At 52.3% G+C, this 24,870-nt stretch carries 23 protein-coding genes and 1 pseudogene; 20 read left to right on the top strand and 4 right to left on the bottom strand.

Annotated features, from left to right (window positions below):
* From OAN307_RS15895 to OAN307_RS15885, 3 genes are read right to left on the bottom strand one after another with little or no spacing between them, the layout of a single operon-like run.
* Complete coding sequence (locus OAN307_RS15895; RefSeq protein WP_015500647.1) at positions 1-1,041, bottom strand: glutathione S-transferase family protein; 1,041 nt, start codon at positions 1,039-1,041, stop codon at positions 1-3.
* A gap of 17 nt (positions 1,042-1,058) precedes the next feature.
* Positions 1,059-1,850, bottom strand: coding sequence for an SDR family NAD(P)-dependent oxidoreductase (locus OAN307_RS15890; RefSeq protein ID WP_015500646.1), 792 nt, complete (start codon positions 1,848-1,850; stop codon positions 1,059-1,061).
* A gap of 19 nt (positions 1,851-1,869) precedes the next feature.
* On the bottom strand, positions 1,870-2,730 hold the full coding sequence (locus OAN307_RS15885; protein WP_015500645.1) for a sugar phosphate isomerase/epimerase family protein: 861 nt from the start codon (positions 2,728-2,730) through the stop codon (positions 1,870-1,872).
* A gap of 213 nt (positions 2,731-2,943) precedes the next feature.
* Between OAN307_RS15885 and OAN307_RS15880 the strand changes: the two genes are divergently transcribed.
* The 14 genes from OAN307_RS15880 (at position 2,944) to OAN307_RS30765 (ending at position 16,235) form a co-directional block, all read left to right on the top strand.
* Complete coding sequence (locus OAN307_RS15880; protein ID WP_015500644.1) at positions 2,944-4,203, top strand: ABC transporter substrate-binding protein; 1,260 nt, start codon at positions 2,944-2,946, stop codon at positions 4,201-4,203.
* Positions 4,204-4,275: 72 nt separating this feature from the next.
* A complete protein-coding gene (locus OAN307_RS15875; RefSeq protein ID WP_015500643.1) occupies positions 4,276-5,007 on the top strand; it encodes an ABC transporter ATP-binding protein in 732 nt (243 codons plus the stop codon).
* Positions 5,004-5,705, top strand: a complete 702-nt coding sequence (locus OAN307_RS15870; RefSeq protein WP_015500642.1) for an ABC transporter ATP-binding protein — start codon at positions 5,004-5,006, stop codon at positions 5,703-5,705. Before OAN307_RS15875 ends, OAN307_RS15870 begins: the two co-directional genes overlap by 4 nt.
* Position 5,706: 1 nt before the next feature.
* Positions 5,707-6,573, top strand: coding sequence for a branched-chain amino acid ABC transporter permease (locus OAN307_RS15865; protein ID WP_015500641.1), 867 nt, complete (start codon positions 5,707-5,709; stop codon positions 6,571-6,573).
* Positions 6,573-7,610 carry a branched-chain amino acid ABC transporter permease gene (locus tag OAN307_RS15860; protein WP_015500640.1) on the top strand — a complete coding sequence of 346 codons (1,038 nt, stop codon included), beginning with the start codon at positions 6,573-6,575 and terminating at the stop codon, positions 7,608-7,610. Before OAN307_RS15865 ends, OAN307_RS15860 begins: the two co-directional genes overlap by 1 nt.
* Entirely contained in the window at positions 7,607-8,494 is an 888-nt protein-coding gene (locus OAN307_RS15855) for a sugar phosphate isomerase/epimerase family protein (protein ID WP_015500639.1), read from the top strand. Before OAN307_RS15860 ends, OAN307_RS15855 begins: the two co-directional genes overlap by 4 nt.
* 33 nt (positions 8,495-8,527) lie before the next feature.
* Positions 8,528-9,397, top strand: a complete 870-nt coding sequence (locus OAN307_RS15850) for an alpha/beta fold hydrolase (RefSeq protein WP_015500638.1) — start codon at positions 8,528-8,530, stop codon at positions 9,395-9,397.
* 63 nt (positions 9,398-9,460) lie between these two features.
* Complete coding sequence (locus OAN307_RS15845) at positions 9,461-10,366, top strand: dioxygenase family protein (protein WP_015500637.1); 906 nt, start codon at positions 9,461-9,463, stop codon at positions 10,364-10,366.
* 2 nt (positions 10,367-10,368) lie between these two features.
* A complete protein-coding gene (locus OAN307_RS15840) occupies positions 10,369-11,424 on the top strand; it encodes a maleylacetate reductase (RefSeq protein ID WP_015500636.1) in 1,056 nt (351 codons plus the stop codon).
* A gap of 120 nt (positions 11,425-11,544) precedes the next feature.
* Positions 11,545-13,317 carry an FAD-dependent oxidoreductase gene (locus tag OAN307_RS15835; RefSeq protein ID WP_015500635.1) on the top strand — a complete coding sequence of 591 codons (1,773 nt, stop codon included), beginning with the start codon at positions 11,545-11,547 and terminating at the stop codon, positions 13,315-13,317.
* Positions 13,317-14,036, top strand: a complete 720-nt coding sequence (locus OAN307_RS15830; RefSeq protein ID WP_015500634.1) for a 3-oxoacid CoA-transferase subunit A — start codon at positions 13,317-13,319, stop codon at positions 14,034-14,036. The genes OAN307_RS15835 and OAN307_RS15830 overlap by 1 nt, the downstream gene beginning before the upstream one ends.
* A complete protein-coding gene (locus OAN307_RS15825) occupies positions 14,033-14,719 on the top strand; it encodes a 3-oxoacid CoA-transferase subunit B (protein WP_015500633.1) in 687 nt (228 codons plus the stop codon). The genes OAN307_RS15830 and OAN307_RS15825 overlap by 4 nt, the downstream gene beginning before the upstream one ends.
* Positions 14,712-15,917 carry a 3-oxoadipyl-CoA thiolase gene (gene pcaF, locus OAN307_RS15820; RefSeq protein ID WP_015500632.1) on the top strand — a complete coding sequence of 402 codons (1,206 nt, stop codon included), beginning with the start codon at positions 14,712-14,714 and terminating at the stop codon, positions 15,915-15,917. The genes OAN307_RS15825 and pcaF overlap by 8 nt, the downstream gene beginning before the upstream one ends.
* A 123-nt stretch (positions 15,918-16,040) precedes the next feature.
* Positions 16,041-16,235: a type II toxin-antitoxin system CcdA family antitoxin gene (locus tag OAN307_RS30765; RefSeq protein WP_333783173.1), complete on the top strand. Its 195-nt coding sequence runs from the start codon at positions 16,041-16,043 to the stop codon at positions 16,233-16,235.
* A gap of 49 nt (positions 16,236-16,284) precedes the next feature.
* Here the strand turns inward: OAN307_RS30765 and OAN307_RS15810 are convergent, their stop codons facing one another.
* Positions 16,285-17,148: an IS5 family transposase gene (locus OAN307_RS15810; protein ID WP_051068028.1), complete on the bottom strand. Its 864-nt coding sequence runs from the start codon at positions 17,146-17,148 to the stop codon at positions 16,285-16,287.
* Between the two features lie 59 nt (positions 17,149-17,207).
* Here OAN307_RS15810 and OAN307_RS26680 point away from each other — a divergent pair.
* The 6 genes and pseudogenes from OAN307_RS26680 (at position 17,208) to OAN307_RS15770 (ending at position 24,841) form a co-directional block, all read left to right on the top strand.
* A protein-coding gene (locus OAN307_RS26680; RefSeq protein WP_085982903.1) for an IS5 family transposase occupies positions 17,208-17,965 on the top strand; the annotation gives its coding sequence in 2 pieces (ribosomal slippage) (positions 17,208-17,544 and positions 17,544-17,965; 759 coding nt in all).
* A 231-nt stretch (positions 17,966-18,196) separates the two neighbouring features.
* A pseudogene (locus tag OAN307_RS15790) lies at positions 18,197-19,328 on the top strand (IS3 family transposase).
* Between the two features lie 718 nt (positions 19,329-20,046).
* Positions 20,047-21,093 carry a sugar ABC transporter substrate-binding protein gene (locus OAN307_RS15785; protein ID WP_015500628.1) on the top strand — a complete coding sequence of 349 codons (1,047 nt, stop codon included), beginning with the start codon at positions 20,047-20,049 and terminating at the stop codon, positions 21,091-21,093.
* A gap of 208 nt (positions 21,094-21,301) precedes the next feature.
* On the top strand, positions 21,302-22,279 hold the full coding sequence (locus OAN307_RS15780; protein WP_015500627.1) for an ABC transporter permease: 978 nt from the start codon (positions 21,302-21,304) through the stop codon (positions 22,277-22,279).
* 14 nt (positions 22,280-22,293) lie between these two features.
* Positions 22,294-23,820, top strand: coding sequence for a sugar ABC transporter ATP-binding protein (locus OAN307_RS15775; protein WP_015500626.1), 1,527 nt, complete (start codon positions 22,294-22,296; stop codon positions 23,818-23,820).
* Positions 23,821-23,932: 112 nt separating this feature from the next.
* Positions 23,933-24,841, top strand: a complete 909-nt coding sequence (locus OAN307_RS15770; RefSeq protein WP_044043886.1) for an ABC transporter permease — start codon at positions 23,933-23,935, stop codon at positions 24,839-24,841.
* Positions 24,842-24,870 lie beyond the last annotated feature (29 nt).

The following is a 24,870-nucleotide window of genomic DNA, read 5'->3' as shown; positions in this document are numbered from 1 at the left end:
CTATATGATATCCGCGATGGTATCGCCTGGCGGGTGGCCAGGCCAATCAATCGCACCAGCACGTAGGGATGGGCGCGCATAGGTTTGTTTTGCGAATTCGGCCAAATGCGGATGTTCATTCCACATCCAAGCATACCCAAGATAGGTCAACCTGAAGAGCGAAACTCCCCAGAAGATATCGGCGAGCGTGAAGTCATTGGACACCGACCAACTGGTTGACCGATTTGAAAGGCGTTTGGCAAACGCGTCTACACCGGATTTCGTTGTAGCGATGATGTTCTTCATCGACACTGGATCATGAATGAATTTGCGCCCTGCGTCTTCTTTGATTAATTTTTGATCATATGCTTGACGAAGTGGAGAGCCGTCGGGAAGAGCGTCGCGGTGTTTCTTGACCTGCTCAATTTTGCGAAGATGTGCATCTTTCATTCCTGCCTGAATAGGTGGGGGCCGGTGGTCGCCATCTGGGTTTGCGCCGTAGAACAACCCAGCATGTGGCAGCGCATCTACGGCGTCGACCTCGGCCATAACGGCCGCTTTTTCAGCATCGGGGATCAGTTTGCCGTCCGAAAGATCATTCGCATAAAGGGCGATCAAACGGCTGTCGGCGACGACCTCGCCTTTATCGTGGTCCACCAACGTTGGCACGACCAATGGATCGAAGCCTTCGCCGGTCGTTCCCGTCGCTCCTGAATATGACGAAACCATGCTCTCTGCGCGAGCAAGCGGTGACGCCATTCGCAGCGCCACATAGTCTGCGTTATAGTTTTCGTTCAGCGGTGGCATGATGACCAACTCGTTGCTGCCAAATGTTTGGCCTGCTTCGATCAGAGAAACTCGTGATTTTTGCGAACAGATGGACATTACAAAATGGAACAATTCGATCTGCGGGTCGGGCCCGGCCTCATCGCGGGGCGTCGTTGGTGTCGGGGCATCGGGGCTGATAATTGTGCGGCGCGAAGCATCGCCTACAGCAGAAATTCGCGCCGACTTTGTGAGAGTATGCGTATCGATTTTGCTAGTTTGGGAATGGGTCTGCATGATATCCTCTTTTCTGATTAGATTGCGCCACGCATTCCTGCGTCGACAAGAATTTCGGTGCCTGTGATGGCGCTGGCATGTGGGCCTGCAGCGAATAGGACGGCGTCGGCAATTTCGGACGGCCTGATAAAACGGCGCAGGTCCAAATCCAGATCACGCGGGATCGTATCGCGCAAAGCCTCTTCAGGGCTTACGCCCGCCCGTTCGGCATATTGTTCGATCTGGCCACCAGGGTCTGTCCATTGTGGGGTAAGTGTCGGGCCGGGTGAGACACAAACGGCGCGGACACCATCGGGGCCAAATTCTTTGGAAATCGTTTTGGTTAGGCTGAGTATTGCGGCCTTGGTCGCGCAGTAATCCGGCTGGATAATGATCGGTTCTCGCGCCAGAATACTTGCGATCGAAACCACTGCGCCCTTAGTCTTGATCAGGTGCGGCATGGCGCTGCGGGTTGCTCGGACCATAGAAAAGAAATTGATTTCAAACAGGCGGGCCCAATCGTCATCCGTTGTTGTCAGAAAACTGGTTCGTACCGGAGAGGCGCCCAAATTGTTGATAAGAACGTCCAGCTGACCCGAGCGTTCAACGGCAGCTTCGATCAGGGCAGGTGGGCCGTCACGTGATCCCAGATCTAGCTCCAAGGCAAAGCCGCCACTCTCTTCAGTCAGTTTCGTTAGCTCCGGTGTGACTGTGATGTCGGCAGACATCACGCATGCTCCTTGCGCTACGAGGCGACGGGCAATTTCTAACCCGATTCCAACACCAGCGCCTGTCACGACGACGGTTTTGTCTTTGAATTGTTCGGTCATCACTGTTTCCCTAACTTGTTCATGTGTCTTGTCTTGCGTGCACAACCGCAGCGTTGAAGGCAGGCATAAGTCGATCTCGAATCTGAGCAGCTGTCATCGTGTCGAACACGCTGGAAAAAACCTCAGGACCAACAGAATTCAGATGCCCGCCGCGGTGTAGCAATGCGAGGATATCATCAATCGGAAGCGCGCCCTCGCCAGGGGGGAGGCGGTGCTGCAGGCAGTCTTCGAACAGGGACATGCCTGTTGGGCAAGTCGCTGTGCCGTCCGCGATTTGGACATGGTCAATTATGCCAGAAGGCACAGCCGCCAGAATTTCGTCTTGGCGTCCGCCGCGGCAATAGTGCCATGTGTCAAACAGCAGTTTAACGTTATCGGCCTGCACTGCCTCTTGAAGGGCGACGACATCTGAAAATCGTGTAAAGCCCCACATTGGCATTGCTTCTAAAACCACAGTGACACCGTGCGTGCGCGCCTCTTGCGCGAGACGCGCCAAATGCGGTGCCAAATCAGCAACCGAATGTGCGCCGACGGCGCTCGGGGTAATGGCTAGAATACGATCAATTCCCAGAGCATTGGCAAACTCGAATGTTCGGCCCAAACCTGCGGACAAGAAGGGTAACATTTCGGCAGCAGGCCCGATCGGCTCCCAATTTGGGTACCATCCAACGACTGGGTCCAAATAGGTCAATGCAATACCTTGATCGTCTGCCATGGCGCGAATCGAAGCAAGCGTCTCACCGCCTGCGAGAAGGCTTTCGATATCGTTTGGCGAAATATTGAGCGCGTCGAAGCGATTGTCTTTTGCGAAGGCGATTCGTTGCATGAATGACAGCTCTCGTACGTTTCCCCACCACAATATCCGTTCGTAATTTCGCATCTATTAGTCCTCCTGCCTAGAGGATTGCAGTGATGGACTATTTGGTCAATCTAAATTTTAAATTCTTGAGAGATTTGTAAAGATAAGCACTTTTAGCCCTTTATTATTGGTAAATACGAAAAATATTTAATGTTGTTGACAAGGCTAGGTTTCTTATATCATTGTAACAATCAGTCCAACAAGGACCTTGAATGATTTGGGAGGATCTTCGACATGACGAAATGGAACCCTTCGCGACGCACCCTGCTTGGTACGATGGCGGCTGCTGGCGCGACGCTTGCGGCCCCTGCACTGGCACAATCCCGCCCTCTGAAAATTGGATTTGTACATCCCGAGACTGGTCCTCTGGGCGCTGTTGCGGGCGGTGATGCCTTTGTCCTTAAAAATCTGCGTGAGGCCTTGTCGGGTGGAATCACTGTTGATGGCGGTCTGATGCGAGATGTCGAAATCATCGTGAAAGATAGCCAATCAAGCTCGAACCGTGCATCCGAAGTTGCGGTAGATCTGATCTTGAATGACGAAGTCGACATAATGTGTGCGGGCATCCATCCTCTCACCGTCAGCCCCGTCGCGGATCAGTGCGAATTGAACGGTGTCCCGCTGGTGTCCACGATTACGCCTTGGCAGACCCAATATTATGGACGTGGCGCCACGGACGGAGACGAGTTTGAAACCCAACTTCACCTGTTTTGGGGATTTGAGCAGATCACCAACACGTATATGAATATTTGGGATCAGCTTGGTTCCAACAAGGTTATCGGTGGCCTTTGGCCCAACAACCCCGACGGCCTCGGCTTTGCAGGGGGCTTTACTCCTGTACTTGAAGCGAATGGTTATTCCGTGGTCGATCCCGGGCGGTATCAGGATCTGACTGATGACTTCACTCCGATCATCCGGATGTTTCTGGAACAAGAGGTCGAATTGATTACCGGCGTCGTCTTGCCGCCTGATTGGACAACGTTTTGGACACAGGCTGCCCAGCAAGGGTTGAGTGTGAAAGCGGCAACAACGGCAGCGGCGCTCGCGTTTCCTGGCACTGCTGAAAGTCTGGGCCCGCTCGCGCAGAATCACAGTTTTGATCTGTTTTGGGACCGTTCGTTCCCTTACAGCAGTTCGATCACTGGGCAGACGGCCGACGCCTACGCCAGTGCATTCGAAGCATCAGAGAACCGCCAGTGGATTCAACCGATCGGGTCGATGCATGCGATCGTGGAAGTGGCGATTGATGCGCTCAAGCGTTCGGGCGGGGAAAACTATGACGCGACCTTGGACGCTTTGTTCAAGACGAACATGGAAACCATCCAAGGTCCAATTGATGCCGCATCCGGCCCAGTGAAGAATGCGGTTTTGACCCCGTTGGCGGGTGCGCAGTGGCGTTTGTCCGATGGACCGCATCAGTTCGAACCGGTCATCGTGTCAAACGTAGCAGCGCCCGGTGTCGACCTGACTGGGGAGGTTCAGTCGACCTCTTGATCTGCCAAAAAATCCAAAACCACATCCTTGGGGCGACATTGGTCGCCCCTTCACAAGATAGGTGAAACCAAAATGCCCCCAGCACCCCTCCTTAGCATGACCGGCATCAATAAGTCGTTCGGCGCCGTCGTAATCGCCGAAGATCTTGATCTTCAGGTCGCTGACGGTGAGGGGCTTGGCATTATCGGACCCAACGGCGCGGGCAAATCAACGTTGTTCAACCTGATTACGGGCGACCAACCCGTGAACAAAGGGAAAATTCTTTTAGGGGATGTTGATATCACGCGAACCCGACCACACGCGCGCTGCTGTGCGGGCATTGGGCGGTCCTATCAAATTCCAAATCCGTTTGGACAGATGAGCGTTTTCGAGAACGTACTAACGGCAAGCGTCTTTGGCGATGCTCAATCTGAGAAAGCGGGCGCGGCAAAGACTGTCAAGATACTCGAGTTAACGGGTTTGATTGGTCAGGCCAACACCACGGCCGGCAAGCTGACGCTCCTTCAGCGTAAACGGCTTGAGATGGCACGCTCGCTTGCGACGAGCCCTCGCATCTTGTTGTTAGACGAGATTGCAGGCGGGCTGACCGAGGGTGAGGTTCAAGCCCTGATCGGCACCATAAAGGATATTCGCAGAACGGGGATCGCTCTTGTTTGGATTGAACATATTGTTCACGCGTTGTTGGCGACAGTCGATCGGTTGATCGTCTTAAACGGTGGCCGGATCATTGCCGAGGGTGATCCGCACGAGGTCATGCGATCCGCCGAAGTACAGCGCATTTATATGGGAGTTGAACCCACATGAAGCGTATCGAAACCCACGGACTGACGGCGTCATATGGTGATTTTCAGGCCTTGTTCGGGATTGATCTAGTCCTTGAGCCCGGCGAGACGACCGCCATAATCGGTGCCAACGGTGCTGGTAAGTCAACTTTCATGAAAGCGCTGACTGGCCTGATGCAGACTGAGGCAGGCATGATTACAGTAGACGGCCAGCCAGCAGGGGCGCGCGCCGCACACCAAATCATCGACACCGGCATTGCGATGGCTCCTGAAGGACGGCGGCTTTTTGGGTCTCTGTCTGTTGAGGAAAACCTGTTGATAGGCCAACGGCAATCGCGGTCGGGTCCATGGACGCTTGACCGGATCTATAAAACGTTCCCGATCCTTGAAGAACGGCGAAAGCTGCCCGCGATGTCCTTGTCGGGCGGACAGCAACAAATGGTGTCGATAGGGCGTGCGCTGATGTCGAACCCGGATGTGTTGTTGTGCGACGAAATCAGCCTTGGTCTAGCACCAGTGATCATCGAAGATCTGTACAAAACGATTGTTACGCTGGGACAAGAGGGCATGTCGATCGTCATCGTCGAACAAGACATCGCGCGCGCGTTATCGGTCGCGCACCAAGTCTATTGTTTTCAGGAAGGGCGCGTGTCGCTTGGTGGGTCGGTCGACACCATCAGCCGCGAGCAGATTACCCAAGCATATTTCGGGATAGATTGAGATGGAAATTGTTCAAATTTTGGTACAGGGCATCTTGCTGGGTGGGGTTTATACCCTGTTTGCGGTCGGTTTGAGCCTGATGTTCGGGATCATGCGGTTGGTCAATATCGCGCATGGCGATCTGATCGTTCTTGCTGGGTTCTTTAGCTACTCCATAATACAGATGACCGGCCTCGGACCGCTCGTGTCACTGGTCATCGTCGTGCCCGCGTTTTTCGCCTTTGGCTACGTTTTACAGGCGGGCATCTTAAACCGCACGCTTGGTGACGACCTTTTGCCACCCATGATTGTGACTTTCGGATTAGCGATAATCATCCAAAACGCCTTACTCGAGGGGTATTCTGCCGACAGCAGAAAGCTGTCCTTGGGTGAGGTGGAAACGGCAAGTTTCGCTCTATCAGAGGGCCTTGCTGTTGGCGTCTTTCCATTGATCATTCTTGCAGTTGCGGTTGGCACCATCGTTGCATTGCAGACGTTGTTCTACCGGACCCGTTTGGGCCGCGAGTTTCGAGCAACATCCGACGACCCAGCAGCGGCACAGATGATGGGGATTGATACAAAGCGAATTTTTGCCATTTCAACAGGTATCGCGCTGGTGGTGATCGGTATTGCTGGTGTCCTCATGGCGGTGCGCACCACCTTCGAGCCACTGTCAGGACCGACACGCCTGTTGTTTGCTTTCGAGGCGGTCATCATCGGGGGGTTAGGCAGTATTTGGGGCACCCTTTTCGGGGGCATCGCTCTTGGACTGGCCCAAGCCATTGGCGGTGCGATTGATCCCCAATTTCAGATATTGGCCGGGCACCTTTTGTTCCTGCTGGTCCTTGTCATCCGCCCGCAGGGCCTCTTTCCGAAGGTGTCACACTAATGTCGACTTACCAAATCAGGACGATGACGCGCGGGTCGCGCATTTCACTAAGCCTAGTTGTTATCGGACTTCTGGCGCTGTTGGCTTTGCCGCTGACGGGTGACCGCGGGACCATGCGACTTGTTGTCGAAATCGCCTATTTTCTGGCGCTTGCGCAAATGTGGAATCTGTTGGCGGGTTATGCCGGGCTACTCAGTGTGGGGCAGCACGCGTTCATTGGGTTTGGCGGATACATGTTGTTCGCGCTTGTCATACATGCAGGTTTGCCGCCGATCTGGTCTCTGCCTTTAGCTGGCCTGATTACAGCGGCGATTTCGATCCCTGTGGGCCTGATCGTCTTTCGACTGGCAGGGCCCTATTTTGCCATCGGCACGTGGGTTGTGGCCGAAGTGTTTAAGCTAGCGTTCTTCGAAGTGTCTGCCTTGGGGGGCGGGTCAGGGGTGTCCTTGCCGCTCGATGCCGTTCGATCAATTGCCGATAGCCGCGAAGGCCGTGAGCTAACAATTTACCTGTGCGCAATCGCAATCGCGACAGCATCTACATTGGGCGTCTGGGCGTTGCTGCGGTCTAGGCTCGGGTTGGGATTGACCGCTATCCGTGATAATCCAGTCGCATCCGCGTCCATCGGGATCGACACCTTCCGCCTACGGTTCAGCGTATTCGTCGCCGTGGCAGGGATAACCGGCATGATTGGGGCACTGATTTTTCTACAGAAACTCCGGATTTCACCCGTTGCCGCATTCGACGTCATGGAATGGTCGGCGGCTGTGATTTTCATGGTCGTTATTGGCGGGATCGGCCGCATCGAAGGCCCTTTCGTCGGGGTCGCCGTATACTTCTTACTGCGTGAGCTGCTGTCCGATTACGGAACATGGTACCTCATCGCGCTCGGCCTGTTCGCCATCATTTTGATGCTGTTTGCACGCCAAGGCCTTTGGGGCCTGATTGCGAACCGTTGGGGATTATCGGTCTTTCCCGTCAATAGGCACATCGAAATTTCAACATCATATGACCCAAAAACTGAGGAATCGATATGACACACGACAAGAATGACTATTTGCTTTGGCAAGGAACAATGCGGGAGCTTTCGTTAAAAGAGCAGCTACATGTCGCCCAGCAAACGGGGTTTGGAAAAATCTCGATTACTCCGCTCCATGTCACCAAATGGAAAGAGGCCGGACTATCAGCCAAAGATCAGCTTTCGATGGCAGATGATCACGGTGTGAAATTGGCGCATCTTGACCCGTTAACGCGGTGGGCGCCAAAATGGCTACCCGACAATGTAGACCCTGGTTTTAATGACTTCTTGGGCTTCTCGATCGACGATTTCATGCGTTTGGCTGAGGAATTTCAGGTCGAAAGCATGTCGACGATTTCAAGCGCACCCGCTGGCACAGTCAACAGCGCGCAATACACAGAGAGCTTTGCGGCGATCTGCGAGCGGGCAGCCAGTATCGGGGTCCGTTGCGATCTTGAATTTATCCCGTTCTGGGGACTGTTTGATCTGAACATGGCTTGGACAATTGTGCGCGATGCAGACAAGGATAACAGCGGAATCGTTTTTGATTACTGGCATTTCATGCGCGGCACACCTGATCTCGATCTTCTATCCAGAATTCCGGGTGAAAAGATATCATCGGTACAATTGGCCGATGCGTCGCTCGCCTATCCTGCGGACCGGCCTGCGCCTATGGATTGCCTTGATTGGCGGGTTCCATGCGGAGAAGGTGAGTTCCCGGTCACTGAGATCACGCAGACAATTCAAAAGATAGGCGGGATGAAGAATGTCGGACCCGAGATTTTCTCGGCCAAGTTCGATAAAATGTCAGCCGATGAGATCATCGCATCAATTCGCTACTTTTTTCCGAAAGCCTTGGAAAAAGCAGGTGCTTTGAACGGATACACCGCGCGCCCGGTCTAATGGCCGGACAATAAACAGGGGAGGAAGATCAAGATGAGTAAGGGTACAATCAAAAACCACAAGGCTGACATCAAAGACATTAAGATGCACTATACGGTCGCAGGTGAAGGGCCTGCGATTGTGCTGATCCACGGATGGCCACATACAAATTACGGTTGGCGCAAAGTACAAGCCAAGTTGGCTGAAAACTACACCGTTATTGCGCCAGACATCCGCGGCGCCGGTTATACCAGCCGCCCTGAAACCGGATATGATGGCGATAATATTGCCGACGATATCAGGACATTGGTGAAGGACCATTTGGGTTTTGATAAAGTGGTCGTTGTGGGGCACGATTGGGGGTCTGTTTGGGCGTATCACTACGCGGCACAGTTCCGGGATGAAGTTGTTGGTCTTGGCAATTTCGAGATGATGATCCCCGGAACGGGCGGCCATGAGGCGGGGATGCAACCAAAGCCTGATGGAAAATTCTTTTGGCATATGAATTGGCATTCGGTGCCGACCTACCCCGAAGAATTGATCCGCGGGAACGAGCGTAAATACCTCGACTATTACTACACTGAATTCAGCTACAATCCTTACTCTGTGACGATTGAGGCGTTGAATGAATATGAGCGGGCCTTCACTCAGTTCGGCTCGTTGCGTTCCGGCCTAGAGATTTACAAAAAGTTTTGGGAGCACGCTGCGCAAGCCGAAAAGCACATGCAGACCAAGCTGGAGATGCCCGTAATTGCTTGGGGCGGGGCTGCGTTGATGAACGATTGGTGCGTTGAGTCGATGCAGCATGTCGCAACGGACGTATCAGGTGGTGGCATCCCAGAATGTGGCCATTGGGTTGCCGAAGAGCAGCCTGATTTCGTGGCCAATGAAATCCGGAAACTGGCTGAAAAAGCCTTTGGTTAAAATCAACATTTCGCAGGCAGTTCTTCTGCCTGCGACCCCATTTCTTTTATCAGGAGAACCGATATGGATGGCGCTTTAAAGACCACTCCCGACATGATTACCGAGATCGTGCTAAAATCTTATGAGAAGGCTCCCGATCCAAGGACCAACCAAATTCTGCAGGAGCTCATCATCGCACTGCACGGGTTTGCCAAGGCGGTGAAGCTGACGCCTGATGAATTGATCGCCGCGACTCAGCTCTTGGCACGTACTGGCCAAATCAGCGATCATAAGCGGCACGAATTCATCCTAATGTCCGACATTCTTGGACTAACGATGCTGGTCGAGACAATGAATGATGATCTGCCAGAGGGTGCGTTTGAGCCCTCGGTTCTGGGACCGTTTTATCGCGAAGGCTCGCCTGAAATTGCGCATTTCGATAATATCTCTCGTGGTGACAACGATGGCAGTCCTGCGCTTGTGTCTGGGCAAGTCCGGGATATCGACGGCAATCCTGTTGTAAATGCAATGCTGGATATCTGGCAGACTAACAACAATGGGCTCTATGAGAACATGGACGATACGCAACCTGACTATAACTTGCGTGCGCGATTACGTACTGACGGGGAGGGCACATATTCGTTTTGGACAGTAAAGCCAGAATCTTATCCCATTCCAACCGATGGCCCCGTTGGCGACGTTCTAGAAGCCGGTGCTCGTCACAACATGCGTCCGGCGCACATCCACTTTATTGTATCGGCTCTGGGCTACAAGACGATCGTTTCCGAGTTGTTCGCACGGGAAGATGAGTACATCGAGGGTGACGCCGTTTTCGGCGTCAAAGACAGCCTCCTTGTCGATTTCACACCCGCGGATGAGCCCGCTGTTGCGTCTAAGTCTGGCATGGAAAATCCGTTTTGGCGTATGTCATATGATTTTGTTCTTGTGGCCGGCGATCGTGCCCAAACCGCATTTTCAACGGAACGATAGGGATGGATCCGTTCGTATACTCTGCCGGACCAGCCCGTGTTTTATTTGAAACAGGCGGGCTGGCAAAGACAGGCGCAGAATTGGAGTTTCTTGGGGTGCACCGTGCCCTTGTGCTTAGCACGCCGCAGCAGTCTGGTGAAGCTGAGGCGCTTGCCAAGTCACTCGGATCTCGCGCTGTCGGTGTCTTTTCCGATGCCGCGATGCACACGCCTGTTGAGGTCACGCAACAGGCCATGGCGCAAGTTCAATCGAAGAATGTTGATGGAATCGTTTCCTATGGTGGCGGCTCGACGATCGGTTTGGGCAAGGCAATTGCGCTTCGGACCGATCTGCCGCAATTAGCGATTCCGACAACCTATGCGGGGTCAGAAATGACGCCCATCATCGGACAGACCGAAGTTGGGCGCAAAACCACACAGACGACATCCAAAGTCTTGCCAGAAACGGTGATCTATGACCCGGCGCTGACATATACGCTGCCTTCGTTTATCGCTGGACCATCGGCGGTGAATGCGCTGGCCCATGCGGTAGAGGCTCTTTACGCGGAAAACCGAAACCCGGTGACCTCTATGCAGGCGGAGGCGTCGATTGCAGCGATCGGTCGATCAATGTCAGGGCTAATGTCTGGCGCGATTGATGAAAATGCGCGTGCTGATGCGTTTTATGGAGCTTGGTTGGCCGGCACTTGTTTGGCCAGCGTCGGTATGGGGATCCATCACAAAATTTGCCACACACTTGGTGGGTCGTTCAATTTGAATCACGCTGATATCCATTGCTTGATGATCCCCTATACGGCTGCGTTCAACCGTGATCACGCACCCGAAGCGATGGCCGCGATAGCGCGGGCCCTAGGTGTGTCCGACCCGATCGCGGGTTTGTTTGGGCTAATGCAAACCGCTGCAAAGACCAAAGACCTCAAGTCATTTGGTATGTCGTTGGATGACATTGAACGCGCGTCAGACCTTGCGATGGAACGGGCCTATTACAATCCACGGCCTATAACGCGCGACAGTGTCCGCAACATGTTGCTGGCAGCCTATGAGGGGGCCCATCCGTGAGCGAACCCCACTTTAATCTGTTGGTGATTGGCTGCGGATCAGGCGGCTGAAGAGCTGGTCACGCTTATACACCCACGCGAACCCATCAACGAGCACCAAAAGCAGCTAAAGGAGATCAACATGAACACTCTTGAAACCGACGTCACTGTTGTTGGTAGCGGCCCAGCGGGCAGTACAATGGCGCTTGCGTTGGCAAGCTATGGCATCAAAGTTACGTTCATCAGCCGCTATCGCTGGACCAGTCCGACACTCCGTGCCCATATCACCAACCAGCGTACGATGGAGATCTTGCGTGATTTCGGGATTGAGCAGGAGGCGCTGGCCGATGCATCCCCGCAGTCGCAAATGGCCAACACCGTGTTTTGCACCAGCTTGGCCGGACAGGAACTGGGTAGGGTTCAGCCATGGGGAAATCACCCCGCAAGGTTGGCAGAATATACAATGTTTAGCACGACATCGATGTGTGATTTGCCACAGACATATATGGAGCCGCTGTTGGTCTCTAATGCGCTCAAACGAGGAGCAGATGTTCGGTTTAACACGTTTTTTCAGCCTTTTGTGGAGACATCGGATGGTATTTCCGTTCAGGCCGAGGACAGGTTGACCGGCGCTCCCTTTGACATCAGAGCCAAGTATCTTGTGGGTGCGGACGGTGGTAATTCGCTTGTGGCAGAGCAGGCAGGGCTGTCCTTTGAAGGTGCTATGGGCATTGTCGGATCAACGAATATTGAATTTGAAGCCGACCTTAGTGCGCTCACGGTGCATCGCCCCAGCGTTCTTTACTGTGTCATTCAGCCGGGCTCTGACGTTGGTGGGGTTGGTATGGGGTTTCTACGCATGGTGCGGCCATGGAATAAATGGCTGATCGTTTACGGCTACGACTTCGATGCTGGACCGCCAGAAATGATGGATGACTACGCAACAGGCATTATCCGCTCTCTAACTGGCCTGCCAGATCTCGCACCGAAGATCACAGGCACTTCGCTATGGACCGTGAATAACTATTGGGAGACGGAATTGTCCAAAGGTTGCGTTTTTTGCGTTGGAGATGCTGTGCACCGCCATCCGCCAACCAATGGGTTGGGATCAAACACATCCATGCAAGACAGCTACAATCTTGCTTGGAAATTAGCACTCGTTTTGAAGGGCACAGCCGCACCCGCGCTGCTGGACAGCTACAACGCAGAACGCGCGCCTGTCGCTGCCCAAATTGTCTCGCGTGCGATCCGTTCCATCCAAGAGTATGGACCGATCTTCGGCGCACTGGGCCTCGGGCCTGATGTGGACAAGGACGCCACAACAGAATCTATAGCACAGCTCTCTGACGCCTCTGCGAAGGCGCATGAACGCCGTGAAGCGTTTCGCAACGAGCTGGATGCCAAATCATACGAATACAATGCGCATGGTGTTGAAATGAACCAACGATACGTTTCGGGGGCCGTGATACCTGATAGAATACCCAACTCTTCAACGCGCGATGCCGAGTTGTTTCATATTCCGACAACCAGCCCCGGTGCAAAGCTCCCCCATGCCTGGCTTGAGGATAAGACTAATCTCCTCTCCACACTCGACCTTGTGGGGCAGGAAGAATTCACACTGCTGACCGGTATTGAAGGTGAAGCATGCGTCGACGCCGCAGATACTCTGGCCAAGCGACACAAGCTGCCTTTGAGCGCTTATATGATCGGGCGCGGCCAACAGTACCAAGACCTCTACGGAGACTGGCAGCAGCTTCGCGAAGTCCGTGAGGTTGGTTGCATTCTAGTGCGGCCCGATGGCTATGTGGCATGGCGATCCACAGGAATAGCTTCTCGGCCAGACGAAGCGCTTAGCGCCGTGCTCGGTGAGGTTCTGTCTCAGCCAACTTTCGTATCTACACACGAGGCGGCGTGATGGTGAACAAGCTCACAACATTGGCCGAGGCGTTAGAAGACATAGACGACAACGCGGGCATTATGATTGGAGGATTTGGTGGTTCAGGTGCTCCAATCGAATTGATTCACGCCCTGATTGATCGGTTTCGTGCGACGGGTCACCCGCGCAACCTGACGGTGATCAACAACAACGCCGGTAACGGGTCGGTTGGAATTGCGGCAATGATCTGGGCTGGTATGGTTGGAAAAATCATTTGCTCGTTTCCGCGTTCTTCGAATGCTGATGCATTCAATACCGCATATCGTTCTGGTGACATTACGCTTGATCTTGTTCCCCAAGGTACTCTGGCCGAACGGATCAGGGCAGGGGGCGCAGGCATTCCTGCATTTTATACGCCTACTTCAGCAGGCACTGAGTTAGCAAACGGCAAACCGACCGCAGTGTTTGACGGTAAAACATATGTGCAAGAGCGATCCCTCAAGGCAGATTTTGCCCTTGTAAAAGCTCACCAAGGCGATAGCGCAGGCAATCTGACATACCGCATGGCGGCCCGAAATTTTGCGCCGCTCATGGCGATGGCAGCTAAGACGACAATTGTACAGGTTGGCAACCTTTTACCAGTTGGTGCGATTGACCCTCAGGCGGTTGTGACGCCGGGTCTATTCGTGGACCGGATCGTTGCAGTCCCCGATCCCCAACAAGAAGAATTTTTGGTGCGCGAAGGAGCGGTCTATTGAATACACCGACAAAGCTATCCGGAGCGCAAATTGCGTGGCGCGCGGCCCAAGATATTCAAGACGGATCCTACGTGAACCTAGGGATCGGGCTACCGGAGTTGATCGCCAAGTTTCAGCCGGACGGACGCTCTGTCACCTATCACACCGAAAACGGAGTCTTAGGGTTTGGAAAGGCGCCCGCCCCAGGCGAGGAAGATTGGGACCTAATCAACGCGGGCAAAAAGGCTATTACCCTTAACCCCGGCGCGTCTTTTTTTCATCACGCCGATAGTTTTGCGATGGTGCGCGGTGGACATTTGGATCTTGCGGTTCTTGGGGCCTATCAGGTTGCCCAGACCGGAGATCTTGCAAATTGGAGTGTTGGCCCGAAGGGCGTGCCGGCCGTGGGTGGTGCGATGGATCTAGTACACGGAGCCAAGCGCGTCGCAGTGATAACAGATCATACAACAAAAGACGGTCAACCAAAGCTCTTGCGCGCGTGCACGCTGCCCCTCACAGGAATGAACTGTGTGACACGGGTTTATACGTCGCTCGCTGTTATTGACGTCCAGCCAGAAGGCTTTGTGCTGCGCGAAAAACTACCCGAACTGTCAATGGATGACTTGGCCCGCGTGACTGACGCGCCGCTTCATCTTGATGGGCCAATTGTGGATTTGATTGTACCCGAGGTGTCAAATGACTGACGTATTTATTTGTGATTATATCCGCACGCCGATTGGGAAATACGGCGGTGCCTTGTCGTCTGTGCGCGCCGATGATTTAGGCGCGGTGCCACTGCGCGCCCTTGCCGCGCGCAATTCCAGGCTTGATCTTGAGGCTATTGATGAGGTGATTTTTGGCTGCGCAAATCAAGCGGGAGAGGATAATCGCAACGTGGCGCGTATGTCTTTGTTGCTTGCCGGTATGCCAGTAACGGTACCGGGCGTGACTGTGAACCGTCTTTGTGGATCTGGTATGGACGCAATCATAACCGCCGCGCGCACAATCAAATCAGGCGAAGCGGACGTTATTATCGCGGGCGGAGTCGAAAGCATGTCTCGGGCACCGCTTGTCATGCCGAAAGGTGAGACAGCCTTTTCGCGTCGTCCCGAGGTACACGACAGTACAATTGGCTGGCGGTTCGTCAATCCGCTGATGAAACAGCGATATGGTGTCGATAGTATGCCTGAAACGGCTGAAAATGTAGCTGCTGAGCATGCAGTGTCGCGCGCAGACCAAGATGACTTTGCGCTGGCGTCTCAGCAAAAGGCCACTCGAGCACAGGAAAGTGGCCGCCTTGCCTCCGAGATTACGGAAGTATCTGTTCCGCAACGGCGGGGAGCAGATGTTATTGTTTCGCACGACGAGCACCTGCGCCCGCAAACAACTTTGAAAGACTTGCAAGCTCTGCGCCCGTTTGTGCGCAGCGATGGAGTCATTACTGCTGGCAACGCGTCGGGTGTCAACGATGGTGCGGCGGCTTTGATTGTGGCGTCCGAAGAAGGGGCCAAGCGGCACGGGCTTACTCCGATTGTCAGGATTATGGGCGGGGCAACAGCAGGAGTTTCACCTCGAGTAATGGGGATTGGTCCAGCACCCGCATCCCAAAAGCTTCTTAGACGTCTTGGCATCGACCAAACGGCGCTGGACGTGATTGAAATCAATGAAGCCTTTGCTGCTCAAGGGCTGGCATCGTTGCGTATGCTAGGGGTCGCGGATGATGACGAGCGTGTAAACCGCAATGGCGGCGCGATTGCCTTGGGGCACCCCCTTGGCATGTCGGGCGCGCGGATCGCCGGATCAGCCGCGTTCGAGCTTGGCGAAACAGGGGGCAAAATTGCGTTGGCGACCATGTGCATTGGCGTGGGTCAGGGCATTGCGATTGCACTGGAGCGAATTTGAGGAGGCTAAAACATGTATCGTAGTTCAGGCGCAGTCTTAGCTCTGCTTGTGGCTGTAGGGGTTCTGAAATTTAACATAAGATAGATTGTGTGTGCGCACTATATATGCGCATGATTAACATTCATGTTTCTGGTTGATCTCCTGTTTAAAGGAGACCTGCCCATGAATGCTCAACCCCGAAAGTCTTCGAACTTGTCGCTCGATGTCGCTTTGCTCATTGAAGCCAAGCAGCTGAAGGTGAATCTGTCGCGAGCGGCAGAAGAGGGGGTTCGAGTTGCTGTTCTAGCGTGCCTGGCATCACAGTTTTGGGCGTGCTGAAGCGGCTATTTTGGTGTGTTACGGCCGTTTTCCCTGATTTTGGGTACAGCTATCCAGTGGGTTCTAGATTTGGAATGCCGTAGAGTTTCAAGAACTTTGAGCCTTTCGCGATGTTATGGGCGATAGCTGCCAACCCAAACAGGGTCAGGTTTTTCGCCAGCCCCATCAACCGTGTTCGGGACAATCCATAGCGGGACTTGTAGGTGGCGAAGGGACGTTCACCACCGGAGCGGATCACGGAGATTTCATCGTTTCGCAGCTTGTCATCATCCGACAAGGGGCGGCCCCTATACCCTTTGCGCTGTACCTGATCGTTAATGCCAAACCTGTCCAGTTTGTCGCGTGTAGCTTGCGAGGAATACGCAGCATCCGCATATAGCGCCACCTCATCACCCAGCAAAAGTGTGTCCCGTTCGGTGCTGTCATGGGCGTTGCCCGGCGTGACGGTCTGACGATGGATGAAACCGTCCTCGTCAACGCCAGTGTGGATCGAATACCCATAGGTGGATTTCATATTGCCCCGACTGTCGGCTTTTACGTGCCAGCCTGCCTCAGGGTCGCGCGTGGGCTCATCATTGGTGTCTTTTCCACGCCCCGACTGCGCTGCTTCAACCGGTGTAGCGTCAATGATATTGATCCGCCCTTGCGTCATGATGATGTGTTTTGCTTCAAGCTGATGGTTCACTTCACCCAGCAAAACATCCCACAGATCATGCTCGGCCAACTGCTGGCGAAATCGCCCGATAGTTGTGGCATCCGGGACATCACTGCCCAATTCGAGGTGGCAAAATTTCCGAAACAACAAATCACGAAACAGGGTCTGTGCGAGCTCCACATCGCTCAAGCGATACCAAATGCCCAGCAGTGAAGCCCGAAGCAAAGTTAGCAACGGATAGCTAGGGTCAGGACCCATTAACTGATTGAGCTTGTCGCGTTGTGATGATTCATAGTCCTCAATTGTAGGGGGATATGATGAGCAATCTATATTGGCTGAGTGAGGCACAGATGGAGCGTCTGCGGCCTTATTTTCCGAAGGACCGAGGCCGTGCGCGTGTTGATGATCGTCGTGTCCTGAGTGGTATTATTTTCATTAATCGCAATGGTTTACGGTGGTGTGATGCTCCTGCGGAATATGGGCCGCCAAAGACGCTGTACAATCGTTGGAAGCGCTGGAGTGACATGGGCGTGTTTGCCCGGATCTTGATGGGGCTGGCCGAGCAGGCTCCCGATAACAAGACCATCTCGATCGATGCCACCTACCTCAAAGCACATCGTACGGCCTCCAGCCTGCGGTTAAAAAAGGGGGGTGTGGACGCCTGATCGGGCTGACCAAGGGCGGCATGAACACAAAGCTGCATGCGGTTACAGATACCAACGGTCGCCCGGTCCGCTTGTTTATCACTGCAGGTCAGGTGAGCGATTATACTGGCGCTGCTGCCCTAATGAATGGCCTGCCTGAAGCCGAGTGGCTCCTTGCTGACAGAGGATATGGTGCTGACTGGTTCCGCGAAACCCTTGTAGACAAGGGCACAAAGCCCTGCATCCCCGGGCGCAAGTCACGCAAGAAGGCCGTTAAATACGACAAGCGCCGTTACAAACGACGCAACCGTATCGAGAGAATGTTCGGAAGGCTCAAAGATTGGCGCCGCGTCGCAACTCGCTACGACAGATCACCAACAGTCTTCCTCTCCGCAATCGCTCTCGCCGCAACCGTCATATTCTGGTTATGAGTCCTGATCCTAGGGCGACCCGTCTTGCCAGCGTAAATTCCGGCCATCAGGTTTTCAAGTTTATCCCAGTCCAGTACCGTCTCGGCCCCATCCAGCCCTCGAAGGCTGGCGTGCTCAAGATCCGCGCTGGTGACAAAAAGCTCAGGTTGGGTGGTGAAGGGTTTTTGCATACGCTCAAAATAGCAAAATTAAACAACACTGGGAATCCCCAAGTTATGCAGAGGTCTCACTATGTCATCAACAGGACGAAGCGACGAATTTAGGCAGGACGCAGTGCGTATTGCGCTGACAAGCGGACTGACACGGCGGCAAGTTTCGTCTGATTTAGGTGTCGGTCTTTCGGCTCTGAACAAGTGGATTAAAAATCATGGGGATGAAGGGCTGGTGGATACGGCTGATGCCGATCTTTTGCGTGAGAATGAGCGTCTACGTTGCGAGAACCGTGTTCTTAAGGAGGGACGGGAGGTGCTAAAAAGGCCACAGCCTTCTTCGCGAGGCAAAAGACGTGAGGTTTTCGTATATTGATCAATACCAGGGGTGTCTGAGCCAATCCGCACTCTGTTATCTTTTGGATGTCACAGACCGTGGCTATCGCGCGTGGCGTGGCCGCCCAATAAGCCAAAGGCAGCGCGACGATTTAGTGTTTATGGCCCATATACGGGAACACCACCGCCTTTCGCTGGAAAGCTATGGGCGGCCCCGAATGACAGTAGAGCTGAAGGACGCGGGTCTTGAAGTGGGTCATCGTCGAGTTGGGCGTTTAATGCGCGATAATGGGATTACAGCCGCCAGAACCCAGAAATACAAGGCGACTACGGATAGTGCGCACAACTTGAACATAGCGCCCAACGTACTTGATCGAAAGTTTGAGGCGCGTGGCCCGAACGAGAAATGGGCGGGTGACATCAGCTATATTTGGACAAGTGAGGGTTGGCTCTATCTGGCCGTGATCATTGATCTATACTCTCGGCGTGTCATTGGATGAGCAGTCAGCAATCGCATGAAGAAAGATTTGGCGATCAGGGCATTAGAGATGGCCATCAATTTGAGGCAACCCGCGCCTGGGTGCATTCACCATACGGACAGGGGAAGCCAATATTGCACCCATGATTATCAGAAAACCTTGCGAAAGCATGACTTCACAGTATCAATGAGCCGCAAGGGAAATTGCTGGGATAATGCTGTCTCGGAGGCCTTCTTTAAGACCTTGAAAGCGGAACTGATCTGGCGGCAGCCGTGGCAAACCCGCCGCCAAGCAGAAGCGGCGATCTTCCAATACATTAATGGGTTTTACAATCCGCGCCGCCGACATTCAGTGCTGGGATACAAAAGCCCCTTGGCCTTCGAACGTAAAGCAGCGTAAAATGAGAGCATTGGACCGGAACCAAACCGTGACAAGTCCAACCGTCATATTCTGGTTATGAGTCCTGAGCCTAGCTTGCCAGCACCGTCTCTCTTTTCATCGTCTCGAACAGTTGAATGTGGCCGATCTTCGCGGATCGCTTCAAGCGCAACCTTGGCTTTGAAATCGGGCGAATGGTTTTTTCGTTTCGTCTTTTTGGATCATCTCTTTCACAGGTTGATCCACCTTAACTACTGGTCCGAAATCCTGCGACCACCTCTATGGTGGGGACAGTTTTTGTTTCGATCACTTCGATTGAAAAGTCTGATGCAAAAAATTCCAGATAATTCCTCAGAAACGGCCCTTTTAAAATTACTTAGAGACATATTCCGTAGAGACCTCCGAAATTCGAAATGATAGCACAAAGAACCCGCGTAATAACGGACAGGGTTCCTTTTGAAGCAAGTATGCTTCCTGCTGCAAATATCTTCATCTTCCGCAAACAGATGCGGCTGTTTACGGCAGTTTGCGTGGACAGGCGTACGGGTATAGATTGAAAAATTTGTTAATGGGCAAAGTGAAGTGAGCGAGGCTTCAGCTCTAATTGTAACAAAATTTTACACATCTGATACCAAATGATGGGTGTAAAAAAACGCTGGTTTGCGCAATCCTTACAAAACGAGCTGACGAAAGAGGAAATCAGTTGGCCGTTAAAATTTCACTTGGGAGGAAGTTCGTGATGAACATCAAAAAGACACTTGCAACATTTATTATGAGTCTCGGTTTAGGAGCCGTTTCACTTAGCCCGGCACTGGCGGACGGCGAGACAACGCTGGTTGTCATGATCCGCGGTTTGGATAATCCATATCACGCTAACTACGTAACCGGTGCAGAGGCTTTGGGCGAACGATTAGGCCTTCCTGTCGCGGTCCTCAGCAGCGAAGGCAATAGCCAAAAGCAGTTTGCAGATCTACGCGCTCAAATCGCCAGAACTGGCGGCAATATGGTCGTGAATGTCGACCCTAATGAAGGCCCAGACGTCGTGCCGATCGCCAAAATTTTGGAAGACGCTGGGATCTACTGGGTCAATTGGTGGAATAAACCTGACCAAGTCAGCCTTGAAGACTATCCGCATTGGGTCGCACACATTGCGTTTGATGCGGTTGACCAGGGCTATTACAGTGCGTCGGAACTGTTTGAGACGTTCGAAACGCCGAACAAAGGCACGATTATCGCCATTCAGGGCATGCTTTCCAACAACGCTGCGATTGGCCGTTTTAACGGTCTGCTTAAAGCGCTTGAGGAAAATCCTGGTGTTGAGCTATTACAGTGGGAGGCCGCTGATTGGGACACTAACCGAGCCTATGAATCTACAAAGCAGCTTTTGGCTGCACATCCCGATGTGGATGGTGTCTGGGCCGCCAACGACAACATGGCAGTAGGGGCGGTTGCTGCCCTTAAGGAGTTGGACCTTGACGGTCAAGTGATGGTTTCGGGGGTCGATGGCACCCTAGATGCGCTTGATGCAATTTCTGAAGGCACACAATCATCAACTGAGTTTCAGGATTCAAGATATCAATCCCAACTTGGGCTGACAATGGCACTTGCGGCAATGAATGGGGAACTTGATCCATCGGCTATGTCGGCAACAGACCGAGAATTCCTGATCGCGGGTTCTCAGGTTAATGCAGATAACGTTGATGCTTTCGTAGCAGAAATATTCAATGTAATGCCAGAGTACGATCTGTCTGATTTTTATTCCCAACGCATTTCGGCAAGTGAGTGATCCTTTAGATCGGATGCAAAACATCGGCAGGCGCTACTACTTGGCGCCTGCCGATTGCCCACGTGACCGTCAGTGACGAGAGGTTTGTGCTTTATTTCAAATTATCAGGGCAATCACTTACAAAATTTACAACTTTAAATACGTTCTAGGCAGCTTCTTAGTACCCACGCGATGGTGTTATGCCAAAAAAAATAAAAGGGACTTTACTATGTATCCACTGAAGATTGGGCTGGGTTGGCTTCGCCAATCTGGGGTTTCCACCCAACTTGTATCACTTGCTCTTATCGTTGCTATCTTCGTTGTCGGCACGCAGGGTCAAAGCCTAACTTGGCCGAACATTCAAGTCATTCTCAGCCTCACAGCAATTCCAGCAATTCTAGCGATTGGTGTTCATTTGACAATAATTCCTGGGGGAATGGACTTATCCCTTCAAGGAACGATCGCACTCTGTGCGGTATTCGTGGGCGCGTTAGCGAGCAACAAGTTTAATGCCATTGATATTGGTCTTTGGGTTATCCCGATCAGCATTATGATTGGTGGGTTGGCGGGGCTGGTGACCGGGCTGATACACACCAAACTGCGGATACCTTCATTCATCACGACGCTTGGGATGAGTTTTGTTCTTTATGGAATAGCTGTTTACATCAATAAATCACAGATCATTAGATTGCTGGATGACCGCATCCAAACATTTATCAATGCTACGCCATTTGCAGTTGCAAACGTCGTATTGATCGCGATTGTCGTGACAATTGTTGTTCAATTCATTGAGGATCGTACACCTTTTGGACGCCACTTGTATGCGGTGGGCGGGGACGAGGCGCTTGCAAAGCAGCTTGGTGTGAACGTTGATCGCGTTAAGATTCTCGCCTTCACGATGGCAGGGTGTCTTTACGGGACCGGCGCACTTTTGTTGGTCACGCGTATGGGATCGGCCACATCACGCGCTGGCCTTGACTTGCTTTTTCCAACAATTACAGCGGTGGTCGTGGGTGGAGTGGCGCTGACTGGCGGCATTGGGGGCGCCAAGAATGCTTTTCTTGGGGCGTTAATCTTAGCCGTGCTGAACAATGGCATGGTTCTAATGGCGGTGAACCCCTACGCGCAGGCTGCCGTAAACGGGGGGCTATTGATTGTCGCAGTTGCGTTGACGCTAGACCGTCAAAAACTTGGTTTCATCAAATAGACTAGGGAAACACAATGAATTTAACATTTGAACCTATCCTTAAGATGACAGGGATCGTTCGCCGATTTCCTGGTGTTCTCGCCCTGGATCATGTGGACTTTGAAGTCCGCAAAAATGAGATACTAGGATTGCTTGGAGAGAATGGTGCTGGCAAGTCAGTCATGACCAAGATCATGATTGGGATCCAGCAACCTGACGAAGGAATAATATCGCTTAATGGTAAAAAAACAACATTGAATGGCACCATCGATGCCATTCAGAAGGGTATAGGTGGGGTCTTTCAGGAAGGGTCGCTCATTCCCAACCTGTCTGTGACGGAGAATCTGTTTTTGTGTCATGAACAAGATTTCCTAAAGTGGGGTGTTTTGTCTTGCCGTGATATGAGAGTCGAGGCCAAGCGGCTGATGGCTATGATAAAGCTGGATGTTAATGTCGATACAAAAGTGTCTCAGTTGTCCCCCGCAGCCAAGCAGATGGTCGAAATTGCCCGCGTTTTATGGCTGGCAGAACAGTACGGTTCCACCAATCCCATCATCATTCTTGACGAACCCACCACAGTTCTAAATGATCGAGAACGTGATACGATGTTTGAGATACTGCATGAACTTAAACAGCGTATGTCGATCATTTTTATCTCGCATCGCTTGCAGGAGGTTTTGGAAAACTGTGACCGGCTACATGTTCTGAAAGATGGTCAAAGCGTAATCCAGATGCCAGCTGCCGGCATGCAAGTGGCTGAGATTGAAAAGTTGCTGGTCGGAAGTGAGTTTTCTGGAGATCGGTTCCGTGAGAGTGAACAAGATACCCCAGATGGCAAAGCTATATTTAAGGTCGAAAAATTTGGCTGCACGAGTGCCTTTGAACCACTTAGTTTTGAACTTCGGGCTGGTGAAATCATCAGCGTTGTTGGTTTGGTTGGGTCGGGAAAAGAAGAGCTTTGCGCTTGCATCACCGGACTGCGTGCTCATGACCAAGGGACCATCACTGTAGATGGCAAGGCACCCACAAAGGGATCGCCGAAAGCCGCAGTACGGGCTGGTATCGGGCATGTTCCCGTAGAGCGGCGCGACGAGGGGTTAGCCCTGAACATGAGCGTGGCTGATAATATTAACTATCTTGTGCTGGACCAGCTTAAGACATCGGGCCTAATCAATGGCCAGAAAGAAAAGCAGCATGCGCTTAAATGGGTTGTTGAATGCTTGATAAAAACACCTTCGATAAATGTAGCGTGTTCTGGATTATCCGGCGGGAACCAACAGAAAATAATCCTGTCCAAATGGCTTAGTTCTAATGTCAGTGTGTTGATCCTCGACCATCCAACACGTGGTATCGATATTGGGGCCAAGGACGAAGTTTACCGCCTTATCCGCAAGTTTGCAAAAGCCGGTATCGCAATGATTATCATGTGCGATACGCTTGAGGAAGATATTGGACTGGCCAACAGAATACTGGTGATGAATGAACGAAAGTTGGTCAAAGAATTTGATGCGCCACCGAACAAAAAGCCAACGCCACAAGAAATTTTCAAGCTAATCATCTAATCCAACCCACAGTTATGATTTAACAAGGAAAATAAACTTGCAAGAAACTAGTAGACCAGACGCCAAACAGTCCCTTCACACCACATTTTCGGGTCGGCTCAAGCCAGTACACTTGACGATTTTTTTGATTATTGTGCTCGGGACGGTGCTTTCGTATGCCAATGCGAATTTCTTGTCAGCGTACAACATAAATACAATTATCGGTTTTGGGGCTATTTTGCTGATTGTCGCTCTGGGGCAGATGTTTGCTGTCCTAACCGGTGGCATTGATCTGTCGGTTGGGGGCACCATTTCGCTAGTGTCTGTTATGTTTGTTTTGCTCGTGGGCGAGGTTGGATACTTTGCCTTTCCCGTCTGCCTCGCCACCGGTTTAGTGTTGGGGCTTATCAACGGGGTTATTCTGACGGTTGTGAAGATCCCATCGTTTATTACCACGCTCGGGACTGGCGGCATCATCACCAGTCTGGCTTATGTTGTCTCTCCGCGTCCGGTAAGTGCTGGGATTAATGATTACCATTTCTTTGAGTTAATCGATGGTAAAATATTTGGTATTTACACGTCGTTCTATATTGGAATGGGTGTGCTTTTTTTGAGTTGGGCTTTCCTTCGATTTTCGACAACAGGTCGCAGTATTTACTATATTGGCAGCAACATTCGCATGTCATGGATGTCAGGCACCGATATCGTCCGCAATCGGTGCATCGCCTTTATGCTATCGGGCGCTTGCGCGGCGATTGTTGGCATAGTCATTTCGTCAATTCGTTACGGTGGTGATCCAGTCGTTGGAAGCTCATATGTGCTAAACTCAATTGCAGCCGTGGTCGTTGGTGGCACTGCCCTAACTGGTGGGACAGGGGGCGTTGTTAACGTGCTGTTTGGTGCGCTGTTTCTCAGCCTACTCGACAATGGAATGAACGTCATTGGCATTGATCAATACTTTCAGCAGGCGGTGTTAGGCGCTATGATTATTTTTGGTGTTGCTGTGACATTTGATCGAAGCAAGACGCCAATCATTAAATAATGATAGGAAGCTCTGATGGTAATTAGAAT

It is taken from the genome of Octadecabacter antarcticus 307 (assembly GCF_000155675.2).
Lineage (GTDB): Bacteria > Pseudomonadota > Alphaproteobacteria > Rhodobacterales > Rhodobacteraceae > Octadecabacter > Octadecabacter antarcticus.
The sequence above is the reverse complement of the archived record's forward strand: the minus strand, read 5'-3'. Positions and strand labels throughout refer to the sequence as shown.